Source organism: Sphingobium vermicomposti, assembly GCF_011762025.1.
GTDB classification, from domain to species: domain Bacteria; phylum Pseudomonadota; class Alphaproteobacteria; order Sphingomonadales; family Sphingomonadaceae; genus Sphingobium; species Sphingobium vermicomposti.
This window is the reverse complement of the sequence record NZ_JAASQR010000002.1, coordinates 530163-546512: the sequence shown is the minus strand read 5'-3', so window position 1 is coordinate 546512 and position 16350 is coordinate 530163. Positions and strand designations below refer to the sequence as shown.

18 protein-coding genes are annotated in these 16350 nt (G+C 62.3%); 11 read left to right on the top strand and 7 right to left on the bottom strand.

The features are described from left to right. Positions 1 to 5: 5 nt before the first annotated feature. Together FHS54_RS07490 and FHS54_RS07485 are read right to left on the bottom strand one after the other, a co-directional pair. Complete coding sequence (locus tag FHS54_RS07490; RefSeq protein WP_167303166.1) at positions 6 to 608, bottom strand: hypothetical protein; 603 nt, start codon at positions 606 to 608, stop codon at positions 6 to 8. Positions 609 to 694: 86 nt separating this feature from the next. Further along, a complete protein-coding gene (locus FHS54_RS07485) occupies positions 695 to 1813 on the bottom strand; it encodes a glycosyltransferase (RefSeq protein WP_167303165.1) in 1119 nt (372 codons plus the stop codon). Positions 1814 to 1866: 53 nt separating this feature from the next. Between FHS54_RS07485 and FHS54_RS07480 the strand changes: the two genes are divergently transcribed. From FHS54_RS07480 to FHS54_RS07450, 7 genes are all read left to right on the top strand, one after another. After that, entirely contained in the window at positions 1867 to 2721 is an 855-nt protein-coding gene (locus tag FHS54_RS07480) for a lysophospholipid acyltransferase family protein (protein WP_167303164.1), read from the top strand. A 9-nt stretch (positions 2722 to 2730) separates the two neighbouring features. Next, complete coding sequence (locus FHS54_RS07475; RefSeq protein ID WP_167303163.1) at positions 2731 to 3375, top strand: phosphoribosylanthranilate isomerase; 645 nt, start codon at positions 2731 to 2733, stop codon at positions 3373 to 3375. Beyond that, positions 3372 to 4601 carry a tryptophan synthase subunit beta gene (trpB, locus tag FHS54_RS07470; protein WP_167303162.1) on the top strand — a complete coding sequence of 410 codons (1230 nt, stop codon included), beginning with the start codon at positions 3372 to 3374 and terminating at the stop codon, positions 4599 to 4601. Before FHS54_RS07475 ends, trpB begins: the two co-directional genes overlap by 4 nt. Before the next feature lie 156 nt (positions 4602 to 4757). Further along, positions 4758 to 5585, top strand: a complete 828-nt coding sequence (gene trpA / locus FHS54_RS07465) for a tryptophan synthase subunit alpha (protein WP_167303161.1) — start codon at positions 4758 to 4760, stop codon at positions 5583 to 5585. Further along, positions 5582 to 6433: an acetyl-CoA carboxylase, carboxyltransferase subunit beta gene (accD, locus tag FHS54_RS07460; RefSeq protein WP_167303160.1), complete on the top strand. Its 852-nt coding sequence runs from the start codon at positions 5582 to 5584 to the stop codon at positions 6431 to 6433. Before trpA ends, accD begins: the two co-directional genes overlap by 4 nt. Before the next feature lie 23 nt (positions 6434 to 6456). Then, the gene (locus FHS54_RS07455) at positions 6457 to 7782 is read left to right on the top strand and encodes a bifunctional folylpolyglutamate synthase/dihydrofolate synthase (protein WP_167303159.1); all 1326 of its coding nucleotides are present in this window, start codon (positions 6457 to 6459) and stop codon (positions 7780 to 7782) included. A 67-nt stretch (positions 7783 to 7849) separates the two neighbouring features. Then, on the top strand, positions 7850 to 8290 hold the full coding sequence (locus tag FHS54_RS07450; protein ID WP_167303158.1) for a DUF6628 family protein: 441 nt from the start codon (positions 7850 to 7852) through the stop codon (positions 8288 to 8290). Here the strand turns inward: FHS54_RS07450 and FHS54_RS07445 are convergent. After that, on the bottom strand, positions 8275 to 9600 hold the full coding sequence (locus tag FHS54_RS07445; RefSeq protein WP_167303157.1) for an AmpG family muropeptide MFS transporter: 1326 nt from the start codon (positions 9598 to 9600) through the stop codon (positions 8275 to 8277). The genes FHS54_RS07450 and FHS54_RS07445 overlap by 16 nt on opposite strands. A 95-nt stretch (positions 9601 to 9695) precedes the next feature. Beyond that, positions 9696 to 10178 carry a response regulator gene (locus tag FHS54_RS07440; protein WP_167303156.1) on the bottom strand — a complete coding sequence of 161 codons (483 nt, stop codon included), beginning with the start codon at positions 10176 to 10178 and terminating at the stop codon, positions 9696 to 9698. 172 nt (positions 10179 to 10350) lie between these two features. On the opposite strand from FHS54_RS07440, the gene FHS54_RS07435 reads away from it, so the two are divergent. Both FHS54_RS07435 and rsmD read left to right on the top strand, forming a co-directional pair. After that, entirely contained in the window at positions 10351 to 11268 is a 918-nt protein-coding gene (locus FHS54_RS07435) for a pseudouridine synthase (RefSeq protein WP_167303155.1), read from the top strand. Between the two features lie 58 nt (positions 11269 to 11326). After that, on the top strand, positions 11327 to 11866 hold the full coding sequence (rsmD, locus tag FHS54_RS07430; protein ID WP_167303154.1) for a 16S rRNA (guanine(966)-N(2))-methyltransferase RsmD: 540 nt from the start codon (positions 11327 to 11329) through the stop codon (positions 11864 to 11866). Between the two features lie 13 nt (positions 11867 to 11879). Here rsmD and FHS54_RS07425 read toward each other — a convergent pair whose 3' ends face one another. Then, entirely contained in the window at positions 11880 to 12329 is a 450-nt protein-coding gene (locus FHS54_RS07425; protein WP_167303153.1) for a globin domain-containing protein, read from the bottom strand. Between the two features lie 112 nt (positions 12330 to 12441). Here FHS54_RS07425 and FHS54_RS07420 point away from each other — a divergent pair, with 112 nt between their 5' ends. After that, positions 12442 to 12921: an RrF2 family transcriptional regulator gene (locus FHS54_RS07420; RefSeq protein WP_167303152.1), complete on the top strand. Its 480-nt coding sequence runs from the start codon at positions 12442 to 12444 to the stop codon at positions 12919 to 12921. Here FHS54_RS07420 and FHS54_RS07415 read toward each other — a convergent pair. Both FHS54_RS07415 and FHS54_RS07410 read right to left on the bottom strand, forming a co-directional pair. Next, positions 12878 to 13297, bottom strand: coding sequence for a Fe-S oxidoreductase (locus tag FHS54_RS07415; protein WP_167303151.1), 420 nt, complete (start codon positions 13295 to 13297; stop codon positions 12878 to 12880). The two genes, FHS54_RS07420 and FHS54_RS07415, sit on opposite strands and share 44 nt — an antisense overlap. A gap of 129 nt (positions 13298 to 13426) precedes the next feature. After that, positions 13427 to 13822, bottom strand: a complete 396-nt coding sequence (locus FHS54_RS07410) for a GFA family protein (protein WP_167303150.1) — start codon at positions 13820 to 13822, stop codon at positions 13427 to 13429. A 102-nt stretch (positions 13823 to 13924) separates the two neighbouring features. Here FHS54_RS07410 and FHS54_RS07405 point away from each other — a divergent pair, with 102 nt between their 5' ends. After that, entirely contained in the window at positions 13925 to 16201 is a 2277-nt protein-coding gene (locus FHS54_RS07405; protein ID WP_167303149.1) for an ATP-dependent helicase, read from the top strand. The last annotated feature ends 149 nt before the right edge of the window (positions 16202 to 16350 follow it).

Here is a 16350-nt window from a genome sequence, read left to right as displayed (position 1 = left end):
GAAGGTCAGTCGAACAAGCCTAAAAATTCATTCGAAAGGTCGCGCCGACAAATTTCGACCGAGCCTCCACTCTTGATATTTGCAACGATCCACAAAGCTGCTCCCGTAGCGCCGCAGATGCCTCTGGGCATCACGTAGGAACCGTCAGCAGCGTAAGGCTTAATCTCTGAGCCATCGATATTAACTAATAGAATGGGGCCTGGAGCCTTTTTCGCTTGCTGGATTTCCCCTTTGGCGATTGGCATTCGCACCAAGCCCAATCTTTCTACGAGAGTGTAAATTTTGCCTTCTTTTGGTCGCCCGTGGCGCTCCCAAGTGGCTCGTATGACCTCATATGCACGCAGCACCCAACATTCGGATAGCGACATGAAAATGTCGTCTGCGAAATCGACTTCCCCTGCTTCGGCGGCTTTTAATCGCTCTAACCGTTCGAGTTCCATCACTCGAAGGAGCATGTCTAAGCGACTATCGGAAGCCACAGCTCCCATATGCGCTACTCCGCTATCCGCAGCGAGTTTATGGGTTACCCAAATCCATTTTTCATGAAGCTCGACGTCATTTGCCATGCCTGCATTGAACGCCGTTACAAGAAGTTCAGTTACTGTCATCTCCTTGGGATGATGAACTTGGACGAGTGATACAACCTATTTTCCGAGCGAAATACCAAGAGATGACTGACGATTTTCGAACACGATCACTTCACCCTCTCCATCCGCACCACCTTCCCGCGCTTCACCCAATAATCAATCCCACCCCATCTGATCCGCCTCGAACAAGCCGCCATCAACTGCATCCCAAGATGCGCCCAGCACACCGCGAACGGTGCAACCACATCCCACCAAAGCGACCGCCGAGCCGCCCGCACCTGCTTCGGCTCTAGCACGCCCGCTAAAATCCGTCGCCGCACCAGCGCCCGCGTCGCAGCCGCGCCATAGCCTACAGCCAAAGCAGCCAGTCCACCCCAGCCAATCGCCCAGACCCAGCCCAAAGCCTGCGCCGTGACCACAAGCGTAGCGACCAGCCACATTCCCATGCTGTTGGTAACGATATGCCGATACTGCCGCACCCCAAAACCAATCGCTCCCCGCGCCTCCAGCGGTGAGGCCACCAGCAAATCCCGCACTGGGCGCAACCGCAGCTTGGCTTTCCATCCGGCCAGCCCGATCGCCATGTCATCCGACAAACGTCCCGCCAGCGCCGCGTCCAGATCGAGCCGCTCCGCCACTTCCCGCGTCAGGGCCATTGCGCCGCCCCAGGGCATGGTCGCACTCGCCGCTCTGGGCAATGTCGCCAGTTGCATTTCGACCGCGCCGACCAGCGCCGCTTGCCAGTGCGCTTCTGGCAGCAGCAGCCGATAGCCGGTCACGATATCCGCCTTCCCCCGTACCAGAGGAAAGAGCAGCCGCCCGACCAGCCGTGCGGGCGGCTCTATATCCGCGTCCACGAAAACCAGATAGCGATCCTCGGCCTGCAAAGCCCGCAAGGCGGCCCGCAATTTGTGGACCTTCTGCCCCTCATCCACCGCGACACCGGCCCGGACGATCTGCACCCAATCGCCCTCTCGCGCTACCAGCGCCTCCGCCGCCGCACAGTTGCCGGAAGTCGCAATTAACAACCGGAACCGCGCCGTCTGTGCCTTCAACCGGGCGATCAGTGCCGCTCCGCCATCCCAGTCGTCCCGCACGGACAGCAGCATCACCACGCCGTCGGGCGCTTCCACTTTCCCGTTCACCGGCAGATGCCGCCAGTAGTTCAACACCCCGGCAAGGGTCAGCCCCTGCAAGGCGATCCATATTCCCAAGGCCCAATTCATCTGCAATCCAAGCCCTTTACCACCCCGACCGCTGCTGTATGACGGCAGGCGCGATGCTCTCCAACCCCTTTCTCTTCACCCTCCTCCGCATCCTCCCTGCGTCCATCGCGTCATGGTTGGGCGGATGGCTGTCGGCGAACATCGCCCGCAAGTCGATGAAGCTGCGCGACCAGCGCGCCCGCGCCAACCTGGCCATTTTGCGTCCCGACCTTGATGAAGGCGCGCGGGAGGCGATGCTGACGCGCCGCTGGTTCAACCTTGGCCGCACCATGGCGGAACTGGCGAACGTGGACCGGCTGGTAAGCGCCCGCCATGTCAGCATCACGGACGAGGCGGCGTATCGAGAAGCGCTCGGCTCGGCGCGCCCGATGATTTTCCTGACGGTTCATGTCGGTAACTGGGACGTTCTGGCGGCTCATCTGAAGGCCAACACCGATCGGCCGCCGCTTGGCGTGTATCAACCGCCCGCTGACCCGAAGCAGGCGGCGATGCTGCAACGCGCGCGGCAAAGCTATATGGGGGAAGCGATCACCGGGAGCGCGGCGGCCCGCGCGATCCTGCGGCATCTGTCCGACAAGGATCGCGCGATGCTCTACATATTGGTGGACGAACGGCGCGAACGGCAGGTCTGGTTCCCGCGATTTGGCCGCGATCTGCCGCCGTCGGGCAATCTTTCGGTGGCTCTGCGCCTGGCGCGCAAGGCAGGGGCGAGGTTCCTTCCCTTTTGCATGGTCCGCACGGAGGGGGCGAACTTCCGCATTGATTGGCATCCGCCGCTCGACCCCATCGCGCTGACCGATGATCAGATCATGGCGCAGGTGGACGCCTTCCTTGGCAAAGCGTGCGTCGATCATGCCGACCAATGGCTTGCGCTGCATGACATGGACCTGACAGCGCCAACCGCTTAAAGCCGCCCAATGTCCCGACTCGCCATCAAGATTTGTGGTCTGTCCACGCCCGAAACCGTGGGCGCAGCCATTGCTGCGGGTGCGACGCATCTGGGTTTTGTTCATTTCGCCAAAAGCCCGCGCCATGTCGAAGCGGAGCAGTTGCGGGCGCTTGCGCCGATCATACCCGCGCATGTCGAACGGGTCGCCGTCCTGGTGGAGCCGACCGACGAGATGCTGGGCGAACTCGTCGCCACCAACGCCCTCACCGCGCTGCAGCTGCACGGGCGGGAAAGCCCCGAACGCGTCGCCGCCATTCGGCAACGCTTTGGCCTGCCGGTGTGGAAGGCCATTTCCGTGAAGACCCGCGCGGATATCGACGCTGCCAAAGCCTATGCCGGGGCAGCCGACCGCCTTCTGTTCGACGCGAAGACGCCGGACGGAGCGGCCCTGCCCGGCGGCATGGGCGTGCGCTTTGACTGGACCCTGCTGCGCGGCGTCCCCATATCCATTCCATGGGGCCTGTCAGGTGGCCTGGGCATCGACAATGTCGCCGAGGCGATCCGCATCACCGGCGCGCCGATGATTGACGTTTCATCCGGCGTGGAAAGCGCGCCCGGCATCAAGAGTGTGGACAAGATCATGGCCTTCTGCAAAGCGGCTCAGCCATTATGACCATCAGCAACTCCCTCCGCTCCCAGCCCGATGCGTCGGGTCATTTCGGTGCTTTCGGCGGCCGCTACGTCGCCGAAACGCTGATGCCGATCATTTTGGAACTGGAAAAGGTCTATCGGGACGCAAAGCAGGACCCGGCGTTTGAAGCCGAGTTTGAGGAACTGTTGCGGACCTATGTCGGCCGACCCAATCCGCTTTATTATGCCAGTCGCCTGACCGAAGCGCTGCGCGCTGGGGCGGAGCCGGGCAAAGGTGCGAAGATCTACCTCAAGCGCGAGGAGCTGAACCACACCGGCGCGCACAAGATCAACAATTGCATCGGCCAGGCGCTGCTCGCCCGTCGCATGGGCAAGAAGAAGGTCATCGCCGAAACCGGCGCGGGCCAGCATGGTGTTGCTACCGCGACCGTCGCCGCGCTGTTCGGCATGGAATGCAAGATTTTCATGGGCGCGAAGGATGTCGAGCGGCAAAAGCCCAATGTCTTTCGCATGAAGTTGCTGGGTGCCGAAGTCATTCCGGTCATTTCCGGGTCGCAGACGTTGAAGGACGCCATGAACGATGCGCTGCGTCACTGGGTCTCGAATGTCCACGACACTTTCTACATCATCGGCACCGCCGCCGGCCCGCACCCCTATCCAGAGCTGGTCCGCGATTTCCAGTCGGTGATCGGCAAGGAAGCGCGCGAGCAGATCGTTGAGATTGAAGGTCGCCTGCCCGACATGCTGATCGCCCCGGTCGGAGGCGGTTCCAACGCCATCGGCCTGTTCCATCCCTTCCTGGACGATGTGGACGTGAAGATGATCGGCGTGGAAGCGGCGGGCGAAGGCCTGACGGGCAAGCATGCCGCATCCCTGGCGGGCGGCGCATCGGGCATCCTGCACGGCAACCGCACCTATTTGTTGCAGGACGAAGACGGCCAGATCACCGAAGCGCACAGCATTTCGGCTGGCCTCGACTATCCCGGCATCGGCCCTGAACATAGCTGGCTGCACGAAATCGGCCGGGTTCAATATATGCCGATCACGGATGATGAGGCACTCGCCAGCTTCCAGAAGCTCTCCGCACTCGAAGGCATCATCCCCGCGCTGGAATCCGCTCACGCCATCGCATCGGCGGAAAAGGTCGCGCCGACCATGGATGCGGACCAGATCATCGTCGTCAACCTGTCGGGTCGTGGCGACAAGGATATCTTCACGGTGGCAAGCGCGCTGGGGGTGGAGATATGATCCTTCACACCCACCCCACCCCCGTTCGGGCTGAGCTTGCCTCGACCGTTCTGACAAACCCCTCCTCCGTTCGCCCTGAGCTTGTCGAAGGGTTCCACTTTTCTTCAGAGAAGGATTGGGCTTCGACCGGCTCAGCCCGAACGGAAGTTGGTTCTAATGACTGACCGCCTCGCCGCCCGTTTCGCCGCCTGCAAAAGCGCAGGCCGCGCCGCCCTCATCACTTTCGTGACCGCAGGCGACCCCACCGTTGCCGCCACTCCTGCCATCCTTGATGCGCTGGTTTCAGGTGGCGCGGACATCATCGAACTGGGCATGCCCTTCACCGATCCGATGGCGGATGGCCCGGCGATCGAGCTGGCGAACCTGCGCAGCCTGGGTTCGGGTACGAAGACGAAGGACATCTTTCACCTCGCCACGACCTTCCGCGCGCGCCATCCGCACACGCCGCTGATCCTGATGGGTTACGCCAACCCCATGCTGGTGCGCGGATCGGAATGGTTCGCCGATCAGTGCCGTCAGGCTGGCGTGGATGGCGTCATTTGCGTCGATATTCCCCCGGAAGAAGATGCAGAACTTGGTCCCGCCCTGCGCGCGGCAGGCATCCACCTCATCCGCCTGGCCACGCCCACGACCGATGCAGCGCGGCTGCCCGCCGTGCTGAACGGTGCCAGCGGTTTCCTCTATCATGTCGCCGTCGCTGGTATCACCGGCAAGCAGCAGGCAGCGCAGGCAGCCGTCGAAGAGGCGGTCAAACGGCTCAAGGCCGCAACCGATCTGCCTATCGCCGTCGGCTTTGGCGTGCGTTCGGCAGAACAGGCTGCCGCCATCGGCCGCGTCGCTGATGGCGTGGTGGTTGGGTCCGCCATTGTTGACATTATCGGATCGCATGGCGACGCCGCCGCGCCCTTTGTTCAGGAATTCGTCGCGGCGTTACGCGGCGCACTCAACGTCAATAGCCCCCATTTCCGGGAGACCGCCGCATGACCTGGATCAATCGCGTCCGCAAGGCCATTCCCTTCATCGCGAAGAAGGAAACCACGGCGGAAACGCTGTGGCACAAATGCCCGTCCTGCACCGAGATGATCTTTATCAAGGAGTGGGAGGATAATCTGTCCGTCTGCCCGCGCTGCGATCATCATGGCCGGATCGGCCCGGCGGAGCGTTTCGGTCATATTCTGGACGCCGGTTTCATCCTGCTGCCCACGCCGCCGGTTCAGGAGGACCCGCTCAAGTTCCGCGACTCCAAACGCTATCCCGACCGGATCAAGGCTGCCCGCGCCGCGACCGGCGATCAGGACGCGCTGATCAACGCGCGCGGCGCAATTGACGATGTGCCGCTGGTCATGGGCGTGCAGAATTTCGCCTATATGGGCGGTTCCATGGGCATGGGTGTCGGCGCGGCCTTCATCCAGGGCATTAACGAAGCAATTGGCCACAAATGCCCCTATGTCATCTTCACCGCAGCGGGCGGCGCGCGCATGCAAGAAGGGATTTTGTCCCTGATGCAGATGCCGCGGTCGACCGTCGCGATCCAGAAGCTGCACGCCGCAGGCCTGCCCTATATCGTCGTCCTGACCGATCCGACGACGGGTGGCGTTACCGCCAGCTATGCGATGCTCGGCGATGTCCAGATCGCCGAACCCAACGCCCTTATCGGCTTTGCGGGGCAGCGCGTCATCGAAAGCACGATCCGCGAAAAACTGCCGGACGGTTTCCAGCGCGCCGAATATCTGCTGGAACATGGCATGTTGGACATGGTTGTCCACCGTAGCGAATTGCGCGACACGCTGGCGAGGGTGATTGGCTACCTGGCCCCACGCGCCGCCGCCTGACGCCTTCGCCGAGGACCGGGCGTATGGCCGACCACGCCGTTTCCGATGACCCAGCGGTGCAGGCGCAGCTTGACCGTCTGGCAACGCTGTCCCCCGGCGCGGACATATTGGGCCTTGAGCGCATCACGCGCCTGCTCGACCGGCTCGGCGATCCGCACCGTTCCTTGCCGCCAGTATTCCATGTCGCGGGCACCAATGGGAAAGGATCGACCTGCGCCTTTCTGCGCGCCGCGCTGGAAGCGGATGGCAGGAGCGTGCACGTCTTCACGTCGCCCCATCTCGTCCGCTTCAATGAACGGATGCGGTTGAACGACCGGTTGATCTCCAACGAGGCGCTTGCCCTGTATCTCTCCCGCGTCCTCGACGTGGCGGAGGGGATCGGTGCCAGCTTCTTCGAGGTCACGACCGCCGCCGCCTTCCTCGCCTTTGCCGAACATCCCGCCGATGCCTGTATCGTTGAAGTCGGCCTGGGTGGACGGCTCGACGCGACAAACGTCATCGCCCAACCCGCCATCTGCGGCATTGCCCAGCTCGGCATCGATCATCAGGCCTTCCTGGGGAACAGCCTGACCGCCATCGCCGCGGAAAAGGCTGGCATAGCAAAGCCGGGCGTTCCGCTGGTGACTCATCGCTATCCCGAACGGCTTACCCCGGTCATACGCGGCACGGTTGACCGGGTTGGCGCGACCTGGCTGCCGATGGGTGGCGTCTGGGACGCCGCAGCCTATCGGGATCGCCTTCACTATCGCGACGAACAGGGCCGCATCGACACGCCGCTTCCCCGTCTGCCGGGCGCGCATCAGGTACAGAATGCGGCGCTTGCTTTCGCCATGCTGCGCCATCAGGGCGCCGTCCCGATCAGCGAATCCGCGATCAAGGCGGCCCCCCTATGGGCGCATTGGCCCGCGCGGCTTCAGCATCTGGACAACGGCCCGCTCCTCGCCCCGCTGCCGCCAGGAAGCGAAGTGTGGCTGGACGGCGGTCACAATGCCGCCGCTGGAGAAGCGATCAGCGCCTTTTTCACCGCCGAACGGTTAGGCGACCAGCGGTTGCACCTGATCATCGGCATGCTCGCGAACAAGGACCTGGAGGCGTATCTCGCGCCTTTTGCTGGCCGCATTGCCCATATCCACGCCCTGCCCGTCCCCGGCCACGATCACCATTCAGCCGACCGATTCGCCACCGTGGCCGCGCAATGGGGTATTGGATGCACCGCCCATGACTCTCCCGTCCAAGCCATTGCCGCCGTCGCCACGCAATCGGCAGGCGGTGCGCCACGGTTGTTGATCGCCGGGTCACTCTACCTTGCGGGAGAAATTTTGCGTCTGAATGGACAAAATCCTGACTGAATGGACTTGCGATTCATTCTCAATAGCGTAACCTGCATCGCGACATAATAGATGAAGGTTCACGCACATGGCTCATGGAGAGACTTCGCACATCGACCTGCCCCGCCCCATTCCGGGCGGCTATGGCAATCGCCTCTTCCTCTATATCCTGCGCCGCATGGCTACGGCTGGGGTGAATGACGCCCATGCCGCCAACGCGATGATCGGTGCATTCGGACGCAGCTATCGCCGCCCCCTTATCCTCATGCGCGCCATGATGCTGGAACTGGCGCGGTCGGCCACGCGCAAGATATTGGTCGCGCCCTGCTGTTGCGCGCGCATGACCGCCGACGAAGGTGTGTTGATGCAGGCCATCGGCACGTCGCTTCAGGACCCGCGCATTGCCTATGATCAGGTTGCAACCCTGCTGGGCAACGACAATGCTCTGGGCGCGCTCACCTGCCTTCAGGCGGTCGCCCAGGCGCATAATGACCTGGGACGCCCGCTTGACCTCTACGCGGCGGGTTGATTGCCTTTATCGGTGGCTGCGCTGCCGATGCTGGCATCCACCAGTCCGGCGCGCATCATCAGCCAGAACAGAATGATGCCCGGCATCGCCAGCACCGTCGTCAGCAGGTAGAAATCGACATAGCCGAACCGCTCGATCAGCGTTCCGGCCGACGTTCCCGTCAGGAAACGGCCAACGATGCTGGCAGCGGCGGAGATCATCGCATATTGCGCCGCCGTGAAACGCAAGTCGCACAGCGCGGAGAAATAGGCGACCACGGCGACGCCCCCGATGCCGCTGGCGAAATTTTCAAAGCCGATCGCGCCCGCCATGCCCAGGTTGCTCTTGCCCGCAGCCGCCAGCGCGGCGAAACTGAAATTCGACACCGCCATCAGTACCAGGCTGATCAGCACCGACCGTTTCAACCCCAGCCGCGCGTAGAGAATGCCGCCCACGAATATGCCCGCCAGCAACGCCCAGAATCCGACGCCCACATCATAAAGCGCGATCTCATCATTGCTATAGCCAAGGTCGTTGAACAGGAGGCGGAAAGTCAGGTTCGCCAGCGTGTCGCCAATTTTATGGACGATGATGAACAGCAGCACCAGCAAAGCGCCCTGGCGTTTGAAGAAGTCGATGAACGGTCCGACGATGGCCTGGATCAGGTCGCCACCAGACTTGCGCGATGCAATCTCACGATGCCGTTCGGGTTCTCCGACGATCAACGCTGCCAGCATTGCGGGCAGCGCGAACAGGGAACAGACGATATAGGCGGCGGTCCAGTCCCAATGCTGCGCCACCACAAGGCCGAGCGCGCCTGCTGCGGCAGCGCCGATCCGCCAGCCATATTGCGACATGCCCGCGCCGACGCCCAACTGGTCGGGTCGCAGGATTTCGATGCGATAGCCATCGATGATGATGTCGAATGTCGCGCCAGCAATGCCCAGCAGGATCGCCGCTCGCACGGTCGCCATGATGTCAGACGACGGGTCCACCACCGCCAGGTTGATGACGGCGGCCATCACCAGCACCCCGGCCAGCAGCATCCAAGACACACGTTGCCCCAGGCGGTGCAGCAGGGGCAGCTTCACCCCTTCGACGACCCAGGCCCACAGCCATTTGAGATTATAGGCGAGCAGCACCAGGCTGAACGCGGTCACGCTCCTCTTGTCGATGCCGTCCTGCGCCAAGCGGGAAGCCAGGTTGGCCCCGATCATCGCGAACGGAAAGCCCGACGAAATGCCCAGGAACAGCGCGGCGAGAGGTGCCTTTTCTACATAGGGTTTGACTGCATCGACCCAGCTTCCAGTGCCCGTGGCGATGTCAGTCATGAATATGCGCGCTCCCCGATAATGCGTATCGGGCGCCACCATATGGACAAATGCTGCCGAAACAACCCGCTGGCCGCGCATTCCTGACGCCCGTGTCAGGAAAGCTGGTCGTTGCTCCCGCCCTCGCTCTGCCCAAACAGGCGTAGGCCGGTTGGCAGGTGGGTGGGCTCGATCCCGTCCAGCCTGGCTTCGATGATATTGATGGCGGCGATCAGGTCGCGCGGCAGATAGGGTTTGGAGAGGCATCCGACAGCCATGCCGACCGCGTCGACCGGGCATGCGCCGGTAACGAACAGCACTGGCAACCCTCTTGCATGCGCATGGCGCGCCACATCGATCCCGGTCTTGTCCCCGTGCAGGGCGATGTCCGCGATGACGATATCTACCTCGTCATCCTCGATCACGCTCACCGCATGATCATAATCCTCGACCGTGGCGGCGACATGATATCCCGCCTGTTCCAGCGCATGTTCATTATCGAAAGCCACCAACGGCTCATCTTCGACGATCAGCACGCTGCGGATCGTCTTCATCCGCCGACCTTGCCGCGCTTCTCCCTTTACCAGCCCGAAAAACATTTGCCGATCTGCCCCATATACGCCATTCAGCCGACAAACGCACAGCGCGTCGTGCCGGTTTCGGCCAAGCGAAGCAGCCGACCCTCGCACTGCCGAAGGCGCGGCACGATTCGTCAATTTCATGGCATTTCCGATATGGGAATGCTCACCTGCCGATAAAAGGAAGTCAGCCGTGGAACCGCCGAAAAAATCTGGACCGCCCCGCCGGGCTGGATCTGGCGGCCCCAGACGTCCGTTTGGCAGCAAGCCTGAGCCAAGCTCGCGCCCTGCTCGCCCGCCTTTCCGCAAGCCTCGGACGGGACCCGCTACGCCCGCCAACCCCCATCCGGGCCGCGCCGCCGCTGCTGCCAGCGGCCAGAGCGAACCGCAGCGCGTGGCCAAATTACTCGCCCGCGCGGGGATCGCGTCCCGGCGAGAAGTCGAACGGATGATCGAAGATGGCCGGGTGACGCTGAATGGAGAGGTCGTCAAAACGCCCGCGACCTTGCTCAGTTCGTTGCACGGCGTCGCTGTGGACGGCAAGCCGGTCGCACAGCCCGCAGCTACCCGACTGTTCCTGTTTCACAAGCCGTCGGGCTGTCTGACGACGGAGCGGGACCCGCGTGGGCGCGCGACCATCTATGACCGCCTGCCTGCCGACCTGCCGCGCGTCATGCCGATCGGTCGGCTCGACATGACGACCGAAGGGTTGCTGCTGCTCACCACCGACGGGGAGTTCAAGCGGCAGATGGAATTGCCCGCAACCGGGGTCCCCCGGACCTATCGCGCCCGCGCCTTTGGCGACATCAGCCAGGCGCAGCTGGAAGATCTGATCGACGGTATCGAGATTGACGGCATGCGCTATGGCGCGATCAATGCCAATCTGGAACGCCGCACCGGTCGCAACCAGTGGATAGAAATGACGCTGACCGAGGGCAAGAATCGCGAAGTGCGTCGCGTCCTTGAGCATCTGGGGCTGGAGGTCAGCCGCCTTATCCGCACCAGCTATGGCCCATTCAACCTGGGCCAACTGGCGCCCAGCGCGGTCGAGGAAGTCAAGGAACATGACCTCAACTTCTTCCGCAAGAGCCTGACGAACGCCAAGGGCTGACCCCCTTCACCCTCGGTTCGTCACACCGCTTCCATTCTTCTTTCAGGACCCGCACGCCATGAGAATAATCGCAGGCCAATGGCGAGGCCGCCCGCTGACAGCGCCAAAGGGCGACGCCACCCGCCCAACGGCGGACCGGACGCGCGAAACCCTGTTTTCCATGCTGCTGAGCCGCCTTGGCTCCTTTGAAGGGCTGGCCGTCGGCGATTTCTTCGCTGGATCAGGCGCGCTGGGGTTCGAAGCGCTGTCGCGCGGTGCCGCCACTTGCCTGTTCGTCGAGCAGGACAAGGCCGCGCTGGACGCGATCCGCGCCAATGGCGACCGCCTGGGCATCCGCCCGGACATTCGCCAGAGCAGCGTCCTGTCGCTCGGCACCGCGCCCCGACCACTGGACCTCATCTTCATGGACCCGCCCTATAATAGCGGCGCGGGCGCGGTTGCGCTCGACAAGCTAGCACGGCTGGGATGGACTGGCCCCGCGACCTGGATCAGCATTGAAACAGACCGGCGGGAAGACATTGATGTAAAGGGTTTCACCGCCGATACCGTGCGCGATGTCGGCAAGGCACGGTTGACGCTTCTGCGCACATCTACCTGATATTTTCGCGCGCTCAGGCGGCCTCTGCATCCTCATAGGCCTGTGCTTCCTTGCCGATCAATATGTCGGCCAGGAACCAATAAGCCTTGCCCCACGCTTCCAGCACCGCATCGGTCGCGATATCTTCGCCCAGAACGTCGCGGATCGCGGGCAACAGCGCTTCAGCAACCTTGGGATAATGTTCGGGCTTCACGCCGGTTTCGACATGCCGCTGCACCATCCGTTCGACAGCGCCGCCCAGTGCCTGCAGCTTGTCGATATTTTCCGCATATCCAAGGATTGCCGCCGCCAGCCGCTTGGGCTGTTCACCGCTTGCTTGCGCGGCCTGGTCGAACATGTCCTTGATCGACGCATCCTGAAACAGCCGGGCATACATGGCAGTGGTGATGGCAACGCCATGCTGGCGCAGTGCGGGAGCGGTCGCCTTTACGATCGCGATGGTTTCGGCGCTAAGCTGGTTCATGAAATGCACCCCTTTTGATATCGACTCGATAAAGATGCATTTACGGAACATCTTTTAACATGTAAACGTTATACATGTTCTAAAGCTGAAGTAGCCTGCCTAACGACAATCGATGCAACTGACCCGGCATACCGACTACGCTTTGCGCGTCCTTCTCCATCTGGCGGTGGTGCCCAGCGGGCGCGCGACCATCGGAGAGATTGCGGGCGCCTATGACCTTTCCCGCAATCATTTGATGAAGGTCGTCCACCAGCTTGGCTTAGGCGGGTTCATCGATACCCAGCGCGGACGTGGCGGGGGATTTACCCTGGCACGCGCGCCCGAACAGATCAGCCTAGGTGATGTCATTCGCTTTAGCGAACCGGATCTCAATATGGCCGACTGTGGCGGCTGCGTCCTGCGGACTGCGTGCGGGCTTACGTCGATATTGCGAGCCGCCGTTGCCGCTTTCCTGGCCGTGCTGGATCAGCATAGCTTGGCCGATGCGGCGCGAGACCGGGCAGGCCTGGCCGCGCTGATCGCGGCCCTACCCGTCCCCGGCCCGATGATCAGCGACGCTTGCGCATCGTCTTCTTCGCCTCGCTCGGATTGATGCAGCTGTCCTGGACCGTCCTGCTGCACAGCGGATAATCCTTTGCCTCCGTTGGCGGCGGCGTCATGTTCCCACCGACCGTCACGGGGTTGGCCGAGCTTCCGACCGGCGCGGCTGGATTTTCCGGCACTCCGGCGGGCGCTGGGACCATGCCAGTGCTGGGCGGGACGGCACCTGTCGGTTGCGACGCGTTCGGGTCTTCACTCGTGGATGGTGTCGCCGGACTGACGCTTGGATCAGCGGGATCGGTTGGCATGGTTCCCCCAGCCTCCGGGGGCTGAGCCGTCGCCGCGCCAGCGTCTTGCGCAATTGCAACGCCAGCAGTTCCAGTGGTGAACGCCAAAATGGCAATGCCTGCAAACATGATCGATCTCATCGGGCCGTCCTTTCCTTATTGTCACCCTTGATCCCTTCGGACGGGGCGAAAAACCGGATTGGCGATCCAGGCGTTCCTGTCACGGCGACGAACCGTGTCCAATGCGCCGCCAGATGAACGATTGGGGCTTCAACCCTCAGGAAATCTGTCAAATTTGGGAAGATCGTGCGCTTTCCCCATCCATGGAGCCGCGTCGGCCCATTGGACATGAATGGCGGGAGGATAGATCGACTGGTCGTCCAAAGTCGCAGTCTGCACGTCAATCATTCCCGGAAATACCGAAGGATTAGTGTAGAAAAGGCCCGTCCCGCATCTTCCGCAAAATTGCCGCGTGACATGCGCCGACGATTGATAATGCATCGGCGATCCCGTCACCCTGACCTGGTCCTCAGAAAACATCGCCCACCCAACCATCGGCGCGCCCGCGCTGCGGCGGCAGTCGCTGCAATGGCACAAAGCGCTATGATGCGGATCACCCTCGACCTCATAGCGTATGTCGCCGCACTGGCATCGTCCCGTCGCCATGACTTTCCTCCTTGCAGAATTCTCCTTTTGTTCTCATAGATCGACGCTTGCCGCAAGTCCTTGGCCTTGCCCCCATCCACTGCACCACCTAGTTGTCGGTTCATGACCCTTCCCGCCCCCTCGCCTGACGATGCCCCCTATCTTCAGGGACTGAACGCGCCCCAGCGGGAAGCCGTGCTCACCACCGAAGGGCCGGTGCTCGTCCTCGCGGGCGCGGGCACGGGAAAGACGGCAGCGCTGACCGCCCGCCTCGCCCATCTGGTCGCCACCCGCCGCGCCTATCCGTCCGAGATTCTGGCCGTCACCTTCACGAACAAGGCCGCGCGCGAAATGCGGGAACGCGTTGGCCGCATGATCGGCCCCGCAGTCGAAGGCATGCCCTGGCTGGGCACATTTCACGCCATTGCGGCCAAGATGCTCCGCCGCCATGCAGAACTGGTCGGGCTGCAATCCAACTTTACCATTTTGGATACGGACGACCAACTGCGCCTGATGAAGCAGCTTATCCAGGCTGAGGGTATCGATGAGAAACGATGGCCTGCACGGCAACTGGGCGGCCTGATCGACCAGTGGAAGAACAAGGGCCTGACGCCGGAGGAAATCGGCGCGGGCGAAAGCGAAGCCTATGCCAATGGCCGGGGGCAAAAGCTCTACGCCGCCTATCAGGCCCGCCTGCGCGCTGTGAACGCATGCGATTTTGGCGACCTGCTTCTGCATGTCCTCACCATCCTGAAACGCCACCGCGACGTGTTGGAAAGCTATCAGCAGCGTTTTCGCTACATCATGGTGGACGAATATCAGGATACGAACAGCAGCCAGTATCTCTGGCTCCGCCTGCTCGCCCAGCAGCGCAAGAATATCTGCTGCGTCGGCGACGATGATCAGTCCATCTATAGCTGGCGCGGGGCGGAGGTCGCCAACATCCTGCGTTTTGAAAAGGATTTCCCCGGCGCGAAGATCGTCCGCCTCGAACAGAATTACCGTTCGACGCCCCACATATTGGGTGCCGCATCCGGGGTGATCGCCGAAAATGGCAATCGCCTGGGCAAGACATTGTGGACCGATGTCGATGTGGGGGAAAAGGTCCGCGTCATCGGCGTCTGGGATGGACCAGAGGAGGCACGGCGGGTCGGCGATGAGATTGAAACGATCCAGCGTGGTGGGCAATCGCTCGACGATATCGCCATATTGGTTCGTGCTCAGCATCAGACCCGCGAATTTGAAGACCGCTTCATCCAGATCGGCCTGGCCTATCGCATCGTCGGCGGGTTCCGATTTTACGAGCGTGCAGAAATTCGCGATGCGCTCGCCTATCTCCGGCTCGTCAACCAACCCGCCGATGATCTGGCATTCGAACGGATCGTCAACGTCCCCAAACGTGGCCTGGGCGACAAGGCCGTCGAAAAACTTCATCGCCTGGCCCGCGCGGAGGGCATAGCGATGACGCTGGCGGCTGCCCGCATCCTCGACACTGACGAACTGACGCCGCAAGCGCGCCGTTCGCTGGGCGCATTCATCGGCGACCTTGCCCGCTGGCGTGATCGCGCGGCACAGCTGCCCCATGCGGAACTGGCCCGCCAGGTTCTAGACGAAAGCGGCTATACCGCGATGCTCCAGGCGGAACGCACCACCGAAAGCGCTGGGCGGCTCGAAAATCTGAGCGAACTTGCCCGCGCCATGGAGGAATATGAAACGCTGGGCGCGTTCCTGGAACATGTCTCGCTCGTCATGGACAATGAAGCGCAGGCGGATGAGCGCAAGGTCACGATTATGACCATCCACGCGGCCAAGGGGCTGGAGTTCGACACCGTATTCCTGGCCGGTTGGGAAGAGGGGCTGTTCCCTTCGCAACGCGCACTGGACGAAGGCGGCCTCAATTCCCTGGAGGAAGAGCGCCGCCTCGCTTATGTCGCGCTCACCCGTGCGCGAAAGCGCTGTATCGTCCTCCACGCCGCCAACCGGCGCATCTATGGCCAGTGGACCAGTTCCATCCCTTCGCGCTTCGTGGGCGAACTCCCGCCAGAACATGTTGAGGAGGAAAGCAGCATGTCCGGCGGTGCGTCGCTGTGGCGCGCCAACTGGTCGGAACGCGCCGACCCCTTCGCCAATGTCCAGCGGGGGTCCGGCCGGGGGCCCGGCTGGCAACGCGCCCAGCAGGGCGGCCAGTTCGTGAAAGAACCGGTCCGCATCGTCGAAGCGCGCGCCTCTGCGGTATCGCTGGGCAACAAGGGCCGCGACGATATGACCTTGGGCCTACGCGTCTTTCACCAGAAATTCGGTTATGGCACGGTCGCACTGATCGAAGGCAACAAGCTGGAAATCGATTTTGAAACGACAGGGCGCAAGCGGGTGATGGACAGCTTCGTCCAGCCCGCTTGATCCGACTGCCTCCTCTGGCCCTGCTCGCGTAAGCGGAACTCATCCCGGTTTAAGGCAGGAGCAATGCATCGAAGTTCGTTAGGGAGCGGCAGCTATGGGTGGGAACCGGTCTTTCGCGCTCCCACAGTCAACCAACGCAAGTTGGCCGG

Coding starts and splice junctions, on each gene's coding strand:
- FHS54_RS07490 (WP_167303166.1), bottom strand. CDS start 608: ATGACAGTAACTGAACTTCTTGTAACGGCGTTCAATGCAGGCATGGCA.
- FHS54_RS07485 (WP_167303165.1), bottom strand. CDS start 1,813: ATGAATTGGGCCTTGGGAATATGGATCGCCTTGCAGGGGCTGACCCTT.
- FHS54_RS07480 (WP_167303164.1), top strand. CDS start 1,867: ATGCTCTCCAACCCCTTTCTCTTCACCCTCCTCCGCATCCTCCCTGCG.
- FHS54_RS07475 (WP_167303163.1), top strand. CDS start 2,731: ATGTCCCGACTCGCCATCAAGATTTGTGGTCTGTCCACGCCCGAAACC.
- trpB (WP_167303162.1), top strand. CDS start 3,372: ATGACCATCAGCAACTCCCTCCGCTCCCAGCCCGATGCGTCGGGTCAT.
- trpA (WP_167303161.1), top strand. CDS start 4,758: ATGACTGACCGCCTCGCCGCCCGTTTCGCCGCCTGCAAAAGCGCAGGC.
- accD (WP_167303160.1), top strand. CDS start 5,582: ATGACCTGGATCAATCGCGTCCGCAAGGCCATTCCCTTCATCGCGAAG.
- FHS54_RS07455 (WP_167303159.1), top strand. CDS start 6,457: ATGGCCGACCACGCCGTTTCCGATGACCCAGCGGTGCAGGCGCAGCTT.
- FHS54_RS07450 (WP_167303158.1), top strand. CDS start 7,850: ATGGCTCATGGAGAGACTTCGCACATCGACCTGCCCCGCCCCATTCCG.
- FHS54_RS07445 (WP_167303157.1), bottom strand. CDS start 9,600: ATGACTGACATCGCCACGGGCACTGGAAGCTGGGTCGATGCAGTCAAA.
- FHS54_RS07440 (WP_167303156.1), bottom strand. CDS start 10,178: ATGTTTTTCGGGCTGGTAAAGGGAGAAGCGCGGCAAGGTCGGCGGATG.
- rsmD (WP_167303154.1), top strand. CDS start 11,327: ATGAGAATAATCGCAGGCCAATGGCGAGGCCGCCCGCTGACAGCGCCA.
- FHS54_RS07425 (WP_167303153.1), bottom strand. CDS start 12,329: ATGAACCAGCTTAGCGCCGAAACCATCGCGATCGTAAAGGCGACCGCT.
- FHS54_RS07420 (WP_167303152.1), top strand. CDS start 12,442: ATGCAACTGACCCGGCATACCGACTACGCTTTGCGCGTCCTTCTCCAT.
- FHS54_RS07415 (WP_167303151.1), bottom strand. CDS start 13,297: ATGAGATCGATCATGTTTGCAGGCATTGCCATTTTGGCGTTCACCACT.
- FHS54_RS07410 (WP_167303150.1), bottom strand. CDS start 13,822: ATGGCGACGGGACGATGCCAGTGCGGCGACATACGCTATGAGGTCGAG.
- FHS54_RS07405 (WP_167303149.1), top strand. CDS start 13,925: ATGACCCTTCCCGCCCCCTCGCCTGACGATGCCCCCTATCTTCAGGGA.